17 protein-coding genes are annotated in these 14,262 nt (G+C 58.6%); all 17 read left to right on the top strand.

Going from position 1 to position 14,262, the window contains the following annotated elements:
• Positions 1 to 30: 30 nt before the first annotated feature.
• The 17 genes from rpoC (at position 31) to rplN (ending at position 14,259) form a co-directional block, all read left to right on the top strand.
• Complete coding sequence (rpoC, locus tag EL191_RS20700) at positions 31 to 4,230, top strand: DNA-directed RNA polymerase subunit beta' (protein ID WP_013717350.1); 4,200 nt, start codon at positions 31 to 33, stop codon at positions 4,228 to 4,230.
• Positions 4,231 to 4,376: 146 nt separating this feature from the next.
• Positions 4,377 to 4,748 carry a 30S ribosomal protein S12 gene (rpsL, locus tag EL191_RS20695; RefSeq protein WP_004373429.1) on the top strand — a complete coding sequence of 124 codons (372 nt, stop codon included), beginning with the start codon at positions 4,377 to 4,379 and terminating at the stop codon, positions 4,746 to 4,748.
• Positions 4,749 to 4,852: 104 nt separating this feature from the next.
• Complete coding sequence (gene rpsG / locus EL191_RS20690) at positions 4,853 to 5,323, top strand: 30S ribosomal protein S7 (RefSeq protein WP_003246741.1); 471 nt, start codon at positions 4,853 to 4,855, stop codon at positions 5,321 to 5,323.
• A 30-nt stretch (positions 5,324 to 5,353) separates the two neighbouring features.
• Complete coding sequence (fusA, locus tag EL191_RS20685; RefSeq protein ID WP_041981070.1) at positions 5,354 to 7,489, top strand: elongation factor G; 2,136 nt, start codon at positions 5,354 to 5,356, stop codon at positions 7,487 to 7,489.
• 30 nt (positions 7,490 to 7,519) lie between these two features.
• On the top strand, positions 7,520 to 8,713 hold the full coding sequence (gene tuf, locus EL191_RS20680) for an elongation factor Tu (protein ID WP_013717348.1): 1,194 nt from the start codon (positions 7,520 to 7,522) through the stop codon (positions 8,711 to 8,713).
• Between the two features lie 155 nt (positions 8,714 to 8,868).
• Complete coding sequence (gene rpsJ / locus EL191_RS20675; RefSeq protein WP_003243886.1) at positions 8,869 to 9,180, top strand: 30S ribosomal protein S10; 312 nt, start codon at positions 8,869 to 8,871, stop codon at positions 9,178 to 9,180.
• An 83-nt stretch (positions 9,181 to 9,263) separates the two neighbouring features.
• Positions 9,264 to 9,893 (top strand): 50S ribosomal protein L3, encoded by a 630-nt coding sequence (gene rplC, locus EL191_RS20670; protein ID WP_013717347.1) that lies wholly within the window; start codon positions 9,264 to 9,266, stop codon positions 9,891 to 9,893.
• A gap of 14 nt (positions 9,894 to 9,907) precedes the next feature.
• Positions 9,908 to 10,510, top strand: coding sequence for a 50S ribosomal protein L4 (gene rplD / locus EL191_RS20665; RefSeq protein ID WP_013717346.1), 603 nt, complete (start codon positions 9,908 to 9,910; stop codon positions 10,508 to 10,510).
• Entirely contained in the window at positions 10,507 to 10,806 is a 300-nt protein-coding gene (rplW, locus tag EL191_RS20660; protein WP_003243891.1) for a 50S ribosomal protein L23, read from the top strand. Before rplD ends, rplW begins: the two co-directional genes overlap by 4 nt.
• A gap of 14 nt (positions 10,807 to 10,820) precedes the next feature.
• Positions 10,821 to 11,645 carry a 50S ribosomal protein L2 gene (gene rplB, locus EL191_RS20655; RefSeq protein ID WP_003243893.1) on the top strand — a complete coding sequence of 275 codons (825 nt, stop codon included), beginning with the start codon at positions 10,821 to 10,823 and terminating at the stop codon, positions 11,643 to 11,645.
• Between the two features lie 16 nt (positions 11,646 to 11,661).
• The gene (gene rpsS / locus EL191_RS20650) at positions 11,662 to 11,937 is read left to right on the top strand and encodes a 30S ribosomal protein S19 (RefSeq protein ID WP_003243896.1); all 276 of its coding nucleotides are present in this window, start codon (positions 11,662 to 11,664) and stop codon (positions 11,935 to 11,937) included.
• Between the two features lie 11 nt (positions 11,938 to 11,948).
• A complete protein-coding gene (gene rplV / locus EL191_RS20645) occupies positions 11,949 to 12,281 on the top strand; it encodes a 50S ribosomal protein L22 (RefSeq protein ID WP_003103908.1) in 333 nt (110 codons plus the stop codon).
• Between the two features lie 13 nt (positions 12,282 to 12,294).
• Entirely contained in the window at positions 12,295 to 12,981 is a 687-nt protein-coding gene (gene rpsC, locus EL191_RS20640; protein ID WP_003243898.1) for a 30S ribosomal protein S3, read from the top strand.
• A 12-nt stretch (positions 12,982 to 12,993) separates the two neighbouring features.
• Positions 12,994 to 13,407: a 50S ribosomal protein L16 gene (gene rplP, locus EL191_RS20635; protein WP_003243901.1), complete on the top strand. Its 414-nt coding sequence runs from the start codon at positions 12,994 to 12,996 to the stop codon at positions 13,405 to 13,407.
• Positions 13,407 to 13,598 carry a 50S ribosomal protein L29 gene (rpmC, locus tag EL191_RS20630; protein ID WP_003243902.1) on the top strand — a complete coding sequence of 64 codons (192 nt, stop codon included), beginning with the start codon at positions 13,407 to 13,409 and terminating at the stop codon, positions 13,596 to 13,598. Before rplP ends, rpmC begins: the two co-directional genes overlap by 1 nt.
• A 2-nt stretch (positions 13,599 to 13,600) precedes the next feature.
• Positions 13,601 to 13,867 carry a 30S ribosomal protein S17 gene (rpsQ, locus tag EL191_RS20625; protein ID WP_013717345.1) on the top strand — a complete coding sequence of 89 codons (267 nt, stop codon included), beginning with the start codon at positions 13,601 to 13,603 and terminating at the stop codon, positions 13,865 to 13,867.
• Positions 13,868 to 13,890: 23 nt separating this feature from the next.
• Entirely contained in the window at positions 13,891 to 14,259 is a 369-nt protein-coding gene (rplN, locus tag EL191_RS20620) for a 50S ribosomal protein L14 (protein WP_003243907.1), read from the top strand.
• Positions 14,260 to 14,262: the final 3 nt, after the last annotated feature.

The raw sequence follows: 14,262 nt of genomic DNA, 5'->3' as shown, positions 1-14,262 counted from the left end.
TCGCTGCCCGCTCCGCCAGGAGGAAAGGCCTTGAAAGACCTACTGAATTTGCTGAAAAACCAGGGTCAGATCGAAGAGTTCGACGCCATCCGTATCGGGTTGGCCTCGCCTGAGATGATCCGTTCGTGGTCGTTCGGTGAAGTTAAAAAACCGGAAACCATCAACTACCGTACCTTCAAGCCTGAGCGCGACGGCCTGTTCTGCGCCAAGATCTTTGGCCCGGTCAAGGACTACGAGTGCCTGTGCGGCAAGTACAAGCGCCTCAAGCACCGCGGTGTGATCTGCGAGAAGTGCGGCGTTGAAGTGGCCCTGGCCAAGGTTCGTCGTGAGCGCATGGCGCACATCGAACTGGCCTCGCCGGTCGCCCACATCTGGTTCCTCAAGTCGCTGCCGTCCCGTATCGGCCTGCTGATGGACATGACCCTGCGTGACATCGAACGCGTGCTCTATTTCGAGAGCTACGTGGTGATCGATCCGGGCATGACCACCCTGGAGAAGGGCCAGCTGCTGAACGACGAGCAGTACTTCGAAGCCCTCGAAGAGTTCGGTGACGACTTTGACGCGCGCATGGGTGCCGAGGCCGTACGCGAGCTGCTGCACGCCATCGACCTGGATCACGAGATCGGCCGCCTGCGTGAAGAGATTCCGCAGACCAACTCCGAGACTAAGATCAAGAAGCTGTCCAAGCGCCTGAAGCTGATGGAAGCCTTCAAGGACTCCGGCAACCTGCCTGAGTGGATGGTGCTGACCGTTCTGCCGGTTCTGCCGCCGGACCTGCGTCCGCTGGTACCGCTGGATGGCGGCCGCTTCGCGACTTCGGATCTGAACGATCTGTATCGCCGCGTGATCAACCGTAACAACCGTCTGAAGCGCCTGCTCGATCTGTCGGCGCCAGACATCATCGTGCGCAACGAAAAGCGCATGCTGCAGGAAGCGGTCGACGCCCTGCTCGACAACGGCCGTCGCGGTCGCGCCATCACTGGCTCGAACAAGCGTCCGCTGAAGTCGCTGGCTGACATGATCAAAGGTAAGCAAGGTCGCTTCCGTCAGAACCTGCTCGGTAAGCGCGTGGACTACTCCGGTCGTTCCGTGATCACCGTGGGCCCGACCCTGCGCCTGCACCAGTGCGGTCTGCCGAAGAAGATGGCTCTGGAGCTGTTCAAACCGTTCATTTTCGGCAAGCTGGAAATGCGTGGTCTGGCGACCACCATCAAGGCCGCCAAGAAGATGGTCGAGCGCGAGCTGCCGGAGGTGTGGGACGTTCTCGCCGAAGTGATTCGCGAACACCCCGTCCTGCTCAACCGTGCACCGACCCTGCACCGTCTGGGTATCCAGGCGTTCGAGCCGGTGCTGATCGAAGGTAAAGCCATCCAGCTGCACCCGCTGGTCTGCGCCGCGTACAACGCCGACTTCGACGGTGACCAGATGGCCGTTCACGTGCCGCTGACGCTGGAAGCCCAGCTCGAAGCGCGCGCGCTGATGATGTCGACCAACAACATTCTTTCGCCCGCCAACGGCGAGCCGATCATCGTGCCGTCGCAGGACGTGGTACTGGGTCTGTACTACATGACCCGTGAAGCGGTGAACGCCAAGGGTGAAGGTCGCGTCTTCGCCGACCTGCAGGAAGTCGACCGCGTGTTCCGCGCCGGCGAAGCGTCCCTGCACGCCCGCGTGAAAGTGCGTATCAACGAAACCATCAAAGAGAAAGATGGTTCGATCACCAAGAACACCCGCATTGTCGACACCACCGTCGGCCGTGCGCTGCTGTTCCAGATCGTGCCGGCCGGCCTGTCCTACGACGTGGTCAACCAGCCGATGAAGAAGAAGGCGATCTCCAAGCTGATCAACCAGTGCTACCGCACCGTGGGTCTGAAGGACACCGTCATCTTCGCTGACCAGCTGATGTACACCGGTTTCGCCTACTCGACCATCTCCGGTGTGTCGATCGGTGTGAACGACTTCGTCATCCCGGATGAGAAGGCGCGCATCATTGACGCCGCCACCGAGGAAGTGAAGGAAATCGAATCGCAGTACGCCTCCGGCCTGGTTACTCAGGGCGAGAAGTACAACAAGGTGATCGACCTTTGGTCGAAGGCCAACGATGAAGTTTCCAAGGCAATGATGGCCAACCTCTCGAAAGAGCCGGTTGTCGATCGCGAAGGCAAGACCGTCGAGCAGGAGTCCTTCAACTCCATGTACATGATGGCGGACTCCGGTGCGCGTGGTAGCGCCGCCCAGATCCGTCAGCTGGCCGGTATGCGTGGTCTGATGGCCAAGCCGGACGGTTCCATCATCGAGACGCCGATCACCGCGAACTTCCGTGAAGGCCTGTCGGTTCTGCAGTACTTCATCTCCACCCACGGTGCTCGTAAAGGTCTGGCGGATACCGCACTGAAGACCGCGAACTCCGGTTACCTGACCCGTCGTCTGGTCGACGTGGCCCAGGACCTGGTAGTGACCGAGATCGACTGCGGCACCGAGCAGGGCCTGTTGATGACCCCGCACATCGAAGGCGGCGACGTGGTCGAGCCGCTGGGTGAGCGCGTACTCGGTCGTGTCATCGCCAAGGACGTGTTCAAGCCGGGCACCGAGGACGTCATCGTTCCGGCCGGTACCCTGATCGACGAGCAGTGGGTCGAGTTCATCGAGCTGAACAGCGTCGACGAAGTGGTCGTGCGTTCGCCGATCACCTGCGAAACCCGTTACGGCATCTGCGCCAAGTGCTACGGTCGCGACCTGGCTCGTGGTCACCGCGTCAACATCGGTGAGGCCGTCGGCGTTATCGCTGCCCAGTCCATCGGTGAGCCGGGTACCCAGCTGACCATGCGTACCTTCCACATCGGTGGTGCCGCAAGCCGGACTTCGGCTGCCGACAGCGTCCAGGTGAAGAACGGTGGTGCGATCCGTCTGCACAACCTGAAGTACGTCGAGCGTGTCGACGGCAACCTGGTAGCGGTTTCCCGTTCCGGTGAGCTGGCCGTTGCTGACGAGTTCGGTCGTGAGCGCGAGCGCTACAAGCTGCCGTACGGTGCCGTGATTTCCGTGAAGGAAGGTGACAAGGTCGACGCTGGCGCCATCGTCGCCAAGTGGGACCCGCACACCCACCCGATCGTGACCGAAATGAAGGGTATCGTGACCTTCGTCGGCATGGAGGAGGGCATCACCATCAAGCGCCAGACCGACGAACTGACCGGTCTGACCAACATCGAGGTTCTCGATCCGAAAGATCGTCCGGCTGCTGGCAAGGACATTCGTCCGGCCATCAAGATGGTCGACGCCAACGGCAAGGAACTGCTGCTGCCGGGTACCGACGTTCCCGCCCAGTACTTCCTGCCTGCCAACGCCCTGGTCGGCGTGGCGGACGGTGCGCAGATCGCGGTCGGTGACGTTATCGCCCGTATCCCGCAGGAAACCTCGAAGACCCGCGACATCACCGGTGGTCTGCCGCGCGTTGCCGACCTGTTCGAAGCCCGTCGTCCGAAGGAAGCTTCGATCCTGGCGGAGATCAGCGGCACCATCTCGTTCGGTAAAGAGACCAAGGGCAAGCGCCGTCTGGTCATCACCCCGACCGATGGCAGCGATCCGTACGAGGAGCTGATTCCGAAGTGGCGTCACCTGAACGTCTTCGAAGGCGAACAAGTGAACCGCGGCGAGGTCATCTCCGACGGTCCGAGCGATCCGCACGACATCCTGCGTCTGCTGGGCGTCAGCGCGCTGGCCAAGTACATCGTCAACGAGATCCAGGACGTTTACCGTCTGCAGGGCGTGAAGATCAACGACAAGCACATCGAGACCATCCTGCGTCAGATGCTGCGTAAGGTCGAAGTCACCGAGTCCGGCGACTCTTCCTTCATCAAGGGCGACCAGATGGAGCTCACCCAGGTTCTGGGCGAGAACGAGCGTCTGGCCGAAGAGGACAAGTTCGTCGCCAAGTACACCCGTGTACTGCTGGGTATCACCAAGGCGTCGCTGTCCACCGAGTCGTTCATCTCCGCAGCGTCCTTCCAGGAAACCACTCGCGTCCTCACCGAGGCAGCGGTTACTGGCAAGCGCGACTACCTGCGTGGTCTGAAAGAGAACGTGGTCGTGGGTCGCCTGATCCCGGCCGGTACCGGTCTGGCCTATCACAGCGAGCGCAAGCGCAAGCGTGATGCCGACAAGCCGGTACGCGTCAGCGCCAGTGAGGTGGAAGCCGCACTGACCGAAGCGCTGAACTCCAGCGGAAATTGAGTCGAAGCCTCGCTAGTTCGCTAGCGGGGCTTTGCCTTGACTGGGGGCTTGAGTCTCTTTAGACTCATGCACCCCTAAATTTGGCAGGGCGATTGGCTCTGCCATCTTTATTTGTGAGCGTCGAAAGACAACAGTGGAGCTAGTAGATGGCAACTATCAACCAGCTGGTACGTCAGCCGCGTAAGCGTATCGTCGAGAAATCCGACGTGCCTGCGCTGCAGAACTGCCCGCAGCGTCGTGGCGTGTGCACCCGCGTGTACACCACCACGCCGAAAAAACCTAACTCGGCACTGCGTAAAGTGTGCCGCGTGCGTCTGACCAACGGCTACGAAGTGTCTTCGTACATCGGTGGTGAAGGCCACAACCTGCAAGAGCACAGCGTCGTGCTGATCCGTGGCGGTCGTGTAAAAGACCTTCCGGGTGTGCGCTACCACACCGTGCGTGGTTCGCTGGATACCTCCGGCGTTAAAGACCGTAAGCAGGGTCGTTCCAAGTACGGTACCAAGCGTCCGAAATAAGGCCGCTTGATCCTTTTTATTTAGTTGAGTCGATAAGAGTAAGGTCGGGCGCGGCATTCGCCGTTGGTCCCGAGCTAACCTGAAGACCGTTTGAGGGCTTATCAATGCCAAGACGTCGTGTAGCAGCCAAGCGTGAGATCCTGGACGATCCGAAATACGGAAGCCAGATCCTCGCCAAATTCATGAACCACGTGATGGAAAGCGGCAAGAAGGCCGTGGCCGAGCGCATCGTTTACGGTGCTCTGGACACTGTCAAAGCACGCAAGAATAGCGATCCCCTGGAGATCTTCGAGAAAGCTCTCGACGCCATCGCTCCGCTGGTCGAAGTCAAGTCCCGCCGTGTCGGCGGTGCTACCTACCAGGTTCCGGTCGAAGTTCGTCCGTCCCGTCGTAACGCTCTGGCAATGCGCTGGCTCGTAGACTACGCCCGCAAGCGCGGCGAGAAGTCCATGGCTCTGCGTCTGGCTGGTGAGTTGCTGGATGCTGCTGAAGGCAAAGGCGCTGCTGTCAAGAAGCGTGAAGACGTGCACCGTATGGCTGAAGCCAACAAGGCTTTCTCGCACTACCGCTTCTAATTCCGGCTCCACTAACCTTGCGAGGGCTTTATGGCTCGTAATACAGCAATTAACCGCTACCGTAACATCGGTATCTGTGCCCACGTTGACGCGGGCAAGACTACCACTACCGAGCGGATCCTGTTCTACACAGGCCTGAGCCACAAGATGGGCGAGGTGCATGATGGCGCCGCGACCACCGACTGGATGGTTCAGGAGCAGGAGCGTGGTATTACCATTACTTCTGCTGCCATCACCACGTTTTGGAAGGGTTCGGTTGGTCAGTACGACAACTACCGCGTAAACGTCATCGATACCCCCGGTCACGTTGACTTCACCATCGAAGTAGAGCGCTCGCTGCGCGTACTCGACGGCGCTGTCGTTGTGTTCTGCGGTACCTCGGGCGTTGAGCCGCAGTCCGAAACCGTATGGCGTCAGGCCAACAAATACGGTGTTCCGCGTATCGTCTACGTGAACAAGATGGACCGCGCTGGTGCCAACTTCCTGCGCGTCGTCGGTCAGATCAAGAATCGTCTGGGTCACACCCCGGTTCCAATTCAGATCGCCATCGGTTCGGAAGAGAACTTCGCTGGTCAGGTCGACCTGATCAAGATGAAGGCCATCTACTGGAACGATGACGACAAGGGCACTACCTATCGTGAGGAAGAGATTCCTGCCGAGCTGGTGGACCTGGCCAACGAGTGGCGCTCGAACATGGTCGAAGCTGCTGCCGAAGCCAACGAAGAGCTGATGAACAAGTACCTTGAAGAAGGTGATCTGTCCGTCGAAGACATCAAGGCTGGTCTGCGTGCCCGTACTCTGGCAAGCGAGATCGTTCCTGCTGTCTGCGGCTCCTCGTTCAAGAACAAGGGTGTTCCCCTGGTTCTCGATGCCGTCATCGACTTCCTGCCTGCTCCGACCGAGATCCCTGCCATTCAGGGTATCCATCCGGATCACATTGAGCAGGGTGACGAAGCGCCGAAAGACGAGCGTCACGCTGACGACAGCGAGCCGTTCTCGGCTCTGGCGTTCAAGATCGCTACCGACCCGTTCGTCGGTACGCTGACTTTCGTTCGTGTCTATTCGGGCGTTCTGGAGTCTGGCCAATCGGTCATCAACTCCGTGAAGGGCAAGAAAGAGCGCGTTGGTCGTATGGTGCAGATGCACGCCAACCAGCGTGAAGAGATCAAAGAAGTACGCGCTGGCGACATCGCTGCTCTGATCGGCATGAAGGACGTCACCACTGGTGAAACCCTGTGCGATCCGGACAAGCCGATCATCCTCGAGCGTATGGACTTCCCGGAGCCGGTCATCTCGGTAGCTGTAGAGCCGAAGACCAAGGCTGACCAGGAGAAGATGGGTATCGCGCTGGGCAAGCTGGCTCAGGAAGACCCGTCGTTCCGCGTCAAGACCGACGAAGAGACTGGTCAGACCATCATCTCCGGTATGGGTGAGCTGCACCTGGACATTCTCGTTGACCGCATGAAGCGCGAGTTCAACGTTGAGGCCAACATCGGTAAGCCGCAGGTTTCCTACCGTGAAACCATCACCAAGGACAATGTCGAGATCGAAGGCAAGTTCGTTCGTCAGTCCGGTGGTCGCGGTCAGTTCGGTCACTGCTGGATTCGCTTCTCGACTCCGGACGTGGACGACAAGGGCAACATTACCGAAGGTCTGGTGTTCGCCAACGAAGTCGTGGGCGGTGTGGTTCCGAAGGAATACATCCCGGCGATCCAGAAGGGTATCGAAGAGCAGATGAAGAACGGCGTCGTTGCCGGCTATCCGCTGATCGGCCTGAAGGCGACCGTGTTCGATGGTTCCTACCACGACGTCGACTCCAACGAGATGGCGTTCAAGATCGCTGCCTCCATGGCGACCAAGCAGCTGGCCCAAAAGGGCGGCGGCAAGGTGCTCGAGCCGATCATGAAGGTGGAAGTGGTAACTCCTGAGGACTACATGGGTGACGTGATGGGTGACCTGAACCGTCGTCGTGGTCTGATCCAGGGTATGGAAGATTCGGTATCCGGTAAGGTAATCCGTGCCGAAGTTCCGCTGGGCGAGATGTTTGGTTACGCTACCGACGTTCGTTCCATGTCCCAGGGTCGCGCCAGCTACTCCATGGAATTCTCCAAGTACGCAGAAGCTCCGTCGAACATCGTCGAAGCTCTGGTTAAAAAACAAGGCTAATCCCGCCCTTTAAGTAAGAGGTTTACTGTCGTGGCTAAGGAAAAATTCGAACGTAACAAACCGCACGTCAACGTCGGCACCATCGGTCACGTTGACCACGGTAAGACCACTCTGACCGCTGCTCTGACCCGCGTCTGCTCCGAGGTTTTCGGTTCGGCCAAGGTTGACTTCGACAAGATCGACAGCGCTCCGGAAGAAAAAGCTCGTGGTATCACCATCAACACCGCGCACGTAGAGTACGACTCCAATATTCGTCACTACGCGCACGTTGACTGCCCGGGCCACGCTGACTACGTGAAGAACATGATCACCGGTGCTGCCCAGATGGACGGTGCGATCCTGGTCTGCTCGGCTGCCGACGGCCCCATGCCGCAAACCCGTGAGCACATCCTGCTGTCCCGTCAGGTTGGCGTTCCGTACATCGTTGTCTTCCTGAACAAGGCTGACATGGTTGACGACGCCGAGCTGCTGGAGCTGGTCGAGATGGAAGTTCGCGACCTGCTGAGCACCTACGATTTCCCGGGTGACGACACTCCGATCATCATCGGCTCCGCGCTGATGGCTCTGAACGGTGAAGATGCCAACGAGCTGGGCACTACTGCCGTTAAGAAGCTGGTTGAGACTCTGGATAGCTACATTCCTGAGCCGGTTCGTGCCATCGATCGTCCGTTCCTGATGCCGATCGAAGACGTGTTCTCGATCTCCGGCCGCGGTACTGTTGTGACCGGTCGTGTAGAGCGCGGTATCGTCAAGATCCAGGAAGAAATCGAAATCGTTGGTCTGCGTCCGACCACCAAAACCACCTGCACCGGCGTTGAGATGTTCCGCAAGCTGCTGGACGAAGGTCGTGCTGGTGAGAACTGCGGCGTGCTGCTGCGCGGCACCAAGCGTGATGAAGTCGAGCGTGGTCAGGTTCTGGCCAAGCCGGGCACCATCAAGCCGCACACCAAGTTCGAAGCTGAAGTGTACGTTCTGTCCAAAGAAGAAGGTGGTCGTCACACCCCGTTCTTCAAGGGCTACCGTCCGCAGTTCTACTTCCGTACCACTGACGTGACCGGTTCGTGCGAACTGCCGGAAGGCGTTGAGATGGTAATGCCGGGCGACAACATCAAAATGGTTGTCACCCTGATCAAGCCGATCGCCATGGAAGACGGCCTGCGCTTCGCAATTCGCGAAGGTGGTCGTACCGTTGGCGCCGGCGTGGTTGCCAAGATCATCGAGTAATCGACGATCCGCTTGAGAGAAAAGGGCCCTTCGGGGCCCTTTTCTTTTGAACTGGTTAAAAGTTGACACCCCCAGGGGGCATCCGTACAATTGCGCCTCCCTTGAGCGGGCGTAGTCCGTCTGTGGGGATTAGCAGCTTGGAATCTGAGGTCAAAATGCAAAACCAACAAATCCGTATTCGGTTGAAGGCTTTTGACCATCGCCTGATCGATCAATCTACCCAGGAAATCGTGGAAACCGCGAAACGTACTGGTGCTCAGGTGCGTGGTCCGATTCCTCTGCCTACTCGTAAGGAGCGGTACACCGTTCTGATTTCTCCGCACGTCAACAAAGACGCGCGCGATCAGTACGAAATCCGCACTCATAAGCGTGTTCTGGACATCGTCCAGCCGACGGATAAAACCGTTGATGCGCTGATGAAGCTCGACCTTGCGGCAGGCGTGGAAGTGCAGATCAGCCTCGGCTAAAACCTGGCGGTTTTAGTCGTGTAACGCTCTGAAATGGGCGGCCATAGCGGGTGAAAGCCCCGTACACTCATGAGGTTTACAACATGACTATTGGTGTAGTCGGTCGTAAGTGCGGCATGACCCGCATTTTCACCGAAGAAGGTGTCTCCATTCCGGTCACGGTCATTGAGATCGAGCCGAATCGCGTCACCCAGTTCAAAAACGAGGAGTCCGATGGCTACCGCGCAGTGCAGGTCACTGTCGGCGAGCGTCGCGCCTCGCGCGTCAGCAAGGCTCAGGCCGGTCACTTCGCCAAGGCGAACGTCGCGGCAGGTCGTACCGTTCTGGAATTCCGTCTTGAAGAGGGCGACTACCAGGCCGGCGATCTGATCAACGCTGAAATTTTCCAAGCTGGTCAGCTGGTGGATGTCACCGGTCAGTCCAAAGGTAAAGGCTTCGCCGGTACCATCAAGCGTTGGAACTTCCGCGGCCAGGACAACACTCACGGTAACTCCGTTTCTCACCGTGTACCGGGTTCCATCGGCCAGTGCCAGACCCCGGGTCGTGTATTCAAGGGCAAAAAGATGTCCGGTCATATGGGCGCTGAGCGCGTGACCGTACAGTCCCTGGAAGTCGTTCGCGTAGACGCCGAGCGTAACCTGCTGCTGGTCAAGGGTGCCGTTCCGGGCGCTACTGGCGGCGACGTTATCGTTCGTCCGGCTGTCAAGGCGTAAGGGGAGAATCTGAGATGCAATTGAATGTAAATGGCGCTCAGGCGATCGAAGTGTCCGATGCGACCTTCGGTGGCGAGTTCAACGAGACCCTGGTTCACCAAGCAGTCGTAGCCTACATGGCTGGCGGTCGTCAGGGCACCAAAGGCCAGAAGTCCCGTTCCGACGTTTCCGGTGGCGGCAAGCGCCCGTGGCGTCAGAAGGGCACCGGTCGTGCTCGTGCTGGTACCACTCGTGGTCCGATCTGGCGTGGCGGTGGTGTGACCTTCGCAGCGTCCACCCGTAACCACGACCAAAAGCTGAACAAGAAGATGTACCGCGCTGCTCTGCGCTCCATCCTTGCTGAGCTGGTTCGTACCGACCGTCTGGTCGTAGTCGAAGACTTCGCCGTTGATGCGCCGAAGACCAAGACCCTGCTGGCCAAACTCAATGGCCTGGGCCTGAACGACGTGCTGATCGTTTCCGACGCCGTTGATCAGAACCTGTACCTGGCTGCCCGCAACCTGCCGCACGTCGACGTACGTGACGTTCAGGGTTCCGATCCGGTCAGCCTGATCGCGTACGAAAAAGTGCTGGTCACTGTTTCGGCCGTGAAGAAATTCGAGGAGCTGCTGGGATGAACCAGGAACGCGTATTCAAAGTGCTGCTTGGCCCGCACATCTCCGAGAAGGCCACGGTTCTGGCTGACAAGCAAGGTCAGTTCGTTTTCAAAGTCGCTACCGATGCGACCAAGCTGGAAATCAAGAAGGCCGTCGAAAGCCTGTTCAACGTGAAGGTTGAGCGCGTGACTACCCAGAACGTTCTGGGCAAGAGCAAGCGCACCGCTCGCGGTCTGGGCAAGCGTAACGACTGGAAGAAGGCGGTTATCTCCCTTCAGCCGGGCCAAGATCTCGATTTCACCAGCAGTGCTGAGTAAGGAAGGGGTGCATCATGGCAATCGTTAAATGCAAACCGACTTCCGCTGGCCGCCGTTTTGTGGTCAAGGTGGTCAATCAGGAGCTGCACAAAGGCGCTCCGTACGCTCCGCTGCTCGAGAAGAAGTCGAAGTCCGGTGGTCGTAACAACAACGGCCGTATCACCACCCGTCATATCGGTGGTGGCCACAAGCAGCATTACCGTCTGGTCGACTTCCGTCGCAACGACAAGGATGGCATCCCTGCCACCGTCGAGCGCGTGGAATACGATCCGAACCGTACTGCTCACATCGCTCTGCTGAAGTATGCCGACGGTGAGCGTCGCTACATCATCGCCCCGAAAGGCGTTGTAGCTGGCGATCAGCTGGTAGCCGGCAACATGGCGCCGATCAAACCGGGCAACAGCCTGCAGCTGCGCAACATTCCGGTAGGTTCGACCGTTCACGGTATCGAGCTGAAGCCGGGCAAAGGTGCGCAGATCGCTCGTTCCGCTGGTGCTTCGGCTCAGCTGATCGCGCGTGAAGGTGCCTATGTGACTCTGCGTCTGCGCTCCGGCGAAATGCGCAAAGTCCTGGCTGAGTGCCGTGCGACCCTGGGCGAAGTCTCGAACTCCGAGCATAGCCTGCGTTCGCTGGGTAAGGCTGGTGCCAAGCGCTGGCGTGGCGTTCGTCCGACCGTTCGTGGTGTTGCCATGAACCCGGTTGATCACCCGCACGGTGGTGGTGAAGGTCGTACCTCCGGTGGTCGTCATCCGGTGTCGCCATGGGGCTTCCCGACCAAGGGCGCGAAGACCCGTGCTAACAAGCGCACCGACAACATGATCGTCCGTCGTCGCAAGTAAATAGAGGGATACGACAGTGCCACGTTCTCTGAAAAAAGGTCCTTTTATCGATCTTCACCTACTGAAGAAGGTCGAAGCGGCGGTGGAAAAGAATGATCGCAAGCCGGTTAAAACCTGGTCGCGTCGTTCCATGATCCTGCCGCAGATGGTCGGTCTGACCATCGCTGTGCATAACGGTCGTCAGCATGTCCCGGTCCTCGTGAACGAAGACATGGTCGGCCACAAACTGGGCGAATTTGCCGGTACTCGTACCTATCGTGGTCACGTTGCCGACAAGAAAGGCAAGCGTTAAGGGGTTTGGAAATGGAAGTAGCCGCTAAGTTGTCGGGCGCTCGCATCTCCGCCCAGAAAGCTCGCCTGGTCGCCGACCAGATCCGCGGGAAGAAGGTGGGCGAAGCGCTCAACCTGCTGGCTTTCAGCAGCAAGAAAGCCGCCGAGATCATGAAGAAAGTGCTGGAGTCGGCCGTTGCCAACGCCGAGCACAACGAAGGCGCAGACGTTGATGACCTGAAGGTCAGCACCGTTTTCGTCAACGAAGGGCGTTCGCTTAAGCGCATCATGCCGCGTGCCAAAGGCCGTGCTGATCGCATCGTCAAGCGGTCTTGCCATATCACTGTCAAGGTTGCGGACAAGTAACGGAGTCGATCAGATGGGTCAGAAAGTACATCCCGTTGGCATCCGCCTGGGAATCGTCAAGGATCACACTTCGGTCTGGTACGCAGATGGTCGCAATTACGCCGACTACCTGAACGCCGACCTGAAGGTTCGTGCATACCTGCAAGACAAACTAAAAAGCGCGTCCGTTAGCCGTATCGACATCGCTCGTCCGGCTCAAACCGCACGCATCACCATCCACACCGCTCGTCCCGGCATCGTGATCGGCAAGAAAGGTGAAGATGTTGAGAAGCTGCGTCAGGACCTGACCAAGCAAATGGGTGTGCCGGTGCACATCAACATCGAAGAGATCCGCAAGCCGGAGCTCGACGGTATGCTGGTTGCGCAGAGCGTAGCTCAGCAGCTGGAGCGTCGCGTTATGTTCCGTCGCGCCATGAAGCGCGCTGTACAGAACGCCATGCGCATTGGTGCCAAGGGCATCAAGATCCAGGTGAGCGGTCGTCTTGGCGGCGCTGAAATTGCCCGTACCGAATGGTATCGCGAAGGTCGTGTGCCCCTGCACACCCTGCGCGCCGATATCGATTACGCCACCTACGAAGCGCACACCACTTACGGTGTGATCGGCGTCAAGGTTTGGATCTTCAAGGGTGAGGTCATTGGTGGCCGCACTGAAGAGCTGAAGCCGCAAGCGCCCGCTCCTCGTAAAGCTGCTAAGAAATAAGGAGTACGCATCATGTTGCAACCAAAGCGTACGAAGTTCCGCAAGCAGATGACCGGCCACAACCGTGGTCTGGCTCAGCGCGGTAGCAAGGTCAGCTTCGGCGAATTCGCGCTGAAGTCTGTCGCCCGCGGTCGTCTCACCGCTCGTCAGATCGAGTCCGCTCGTCGTGCTCTGACCCGTCACGTTAAGCGTGGCGGCAAGATCTGGATCCGCGTCTTCCCGGACAAGCCGGTTACCAAGAAGCCTCTCGAAGTGCGTATGGGTAAAGGTAAGGGTGGCGTTGAATACTGGGTAGCCCAGATCCAGCCAGGCAAGGTCCTGTACGAGATCGAAGGCGTATCCGAAGAGCTGGCGCGCGAGGCATTCGCCCTGGCTGCTGCAAAGCTGCCGCTCGCCACCACCTTTGTTAAGCGGACGGTGATGTGATGAAAGCGACCGAACTTCGTGAAAAAAGCGCTCAACAGCTGAACGAGCAACTGCTCGAGCTGCTGCGCGACCAGTTCAATCTGCGTATGCAGAAGGCGACTGGCCAGCTGGGGCAGTCTCACCTGCTCTCGCAAGTGAAGCGCGACATCGCTCGCGTCAAGACTGTCCTCAGCCAGCAGGCAGGTAAGTGATCATGGCCGAAGTTGAAAAAACAGTCCGTACGCTGACCGGCCGTGTTGTCAGCGACAAGATGGACAAGACCATCACCGTTCTGATCGAGCGTCGCGTTAAGCACCCGATCTACGGTAAATACGTCAAGCGTTCGACCAAACTGCACGCTCACGACGAAAGCAACCAGTGCAAGATCGGCGACAAGGTTTCCATTCGCGAAACCCGTCCGCAGTCCAAGACCAAGTCCTGGGCTCTGGTTGAAGTCGTTGAACGCGCCGTTGACGTCTAAGGGCTAGGGGTCGGAGAAATTTTATGATTCAGACTCAATCCATGCTCGATGTGGCTGACAACAGTGGTGCACGTCGCGTTATGTGCATCAAGGTGCTGGGCGGCTCGCATCGTCGCTACGCCGGCATCGGCGACATCATCAAGGTCACCGTCAAGGAAGCAATTCCGCGCGGCAAAGTGAAGAAAGGTCAGGTCATGACCGCAGTGGTCGTTCGTACCCGTCACGGCGTTCGCCGTGCCGACGGTTCGATCATCCGCTTCGACGGCAACGCTGCTGTTCTGCTGAACAACAAGCAAGAGCCGATCGGTACCCGTATCTTCGGGCCAGTGACCCGTGAACTGCGTTCCGAGAAGTTCATGAAGATCGTCTCGCTCGCCCCTGAAGTGCTTTAAGGA

It is taken from the genome of Pseudomonas mendocina, assembly GCF_900636545.1.
Taxonomy (GTDB): Bacteria; Pseudomonadota; Gammaproteobacteria; order Pseudomonadales; family Pseudomonadaceae; genus Aquipseudomonas; species Aquipseudomonas mendocina.
This window is presented reverse-complemented; position numbering and strand designations above follow the sequence as displayed.

Bases quoted from the DNA above. Each gene is read 5' to 3' on its own strand.
- rplP (WP_003243901.1), top strand. From the start codon at position 12,994: ATGTTGCAACCAAAGCGTACGAAGTTCCGCAAGCAGATGACCGGCCAC.
- rpsJ (WP_003243886.1), top strand. From the start codon at position 8,869: ATGCAAAACCAACAAATCCGTATTCGGTTGAAGGCTTTTGACCATCGC.
- rplN (WP_003243907.1), top strand. From the start codon at position 13,891: ATGATTCAGACTCAATCCATGCTCGATGTGGCTGACAACAGTGGTGCA.
- rpsL (WP_004373429.1), top strand. From the start codon at position 4,377: ATGGCAACTATCAACCAGCTGGTACGTCAGCCGCGTAAGCGTATCGTC.
- rplB (WP_003243893.1), top strand. From the start codon at position 10,821: ATGGCAATCGTTAAATGCAAACCGACTTCCGCTGGCCGCCGTTTTGTG.
- rplC (WP_013717347.1), top strand. From the start codon at position 9,264: ATGACTATTGGTGTAGTCGGTCGTAAGTGCGGCATGACCCGCATTTTC.
- rpsQ (WP_013717345.1), top strand. From the start codon at position 13,601: ATGGCCGAAGTTGAAAAAACAGTCCGTACGCTGACCGGCCGTGTTGTC.
- rplV (WP_003103908.1), top strand. From the start codon at position 11,949: ATGGAAGTAGCCGCTAAGTTGTCGGGCGCTCGCATCTCCGCCCAGAAA.
- rplD (WP_013717346.1), top strand. From the start codon at position 9,908: ATGCAATTGAATGTAAATGGCGCTCAGGCGATCGAAGTGTCCGATGCG.
- rpsC (WP_003243898.1), top strand. From the start codon at position 12,295: ATGGGTCAGAAAGTACATCCCGTTGGCATCCGCCTGGGAATCGTCAAG.
- rpmC (WP_003243902.1), top strand. From the start codon at position 13,407: ATGAAAGCGACCGAACTTCGTGAAAAAAGCGCTCAACAGCTGAACGAG.
- rplW (WP_003243891.1), top strand. From the start codon at position 10,507: ATGAACCAGGAACGCGTATTCAAAGTGCTGCTTGGCCCGCACATCTCC.
- fusA (WP_041981070.1), top strand. From the start codon at position 5,354: ATGGCTCGTAATACAGCAATTAACCGCTACCGTAACATCGGTATCTGT.
- rpsG (WP_003246741.1), top strand. From the start codon at position 4,853: ATGCCAAGACGTCGTGTAGCAGCCAAGCGTGAGATCCTGGACGATCCG.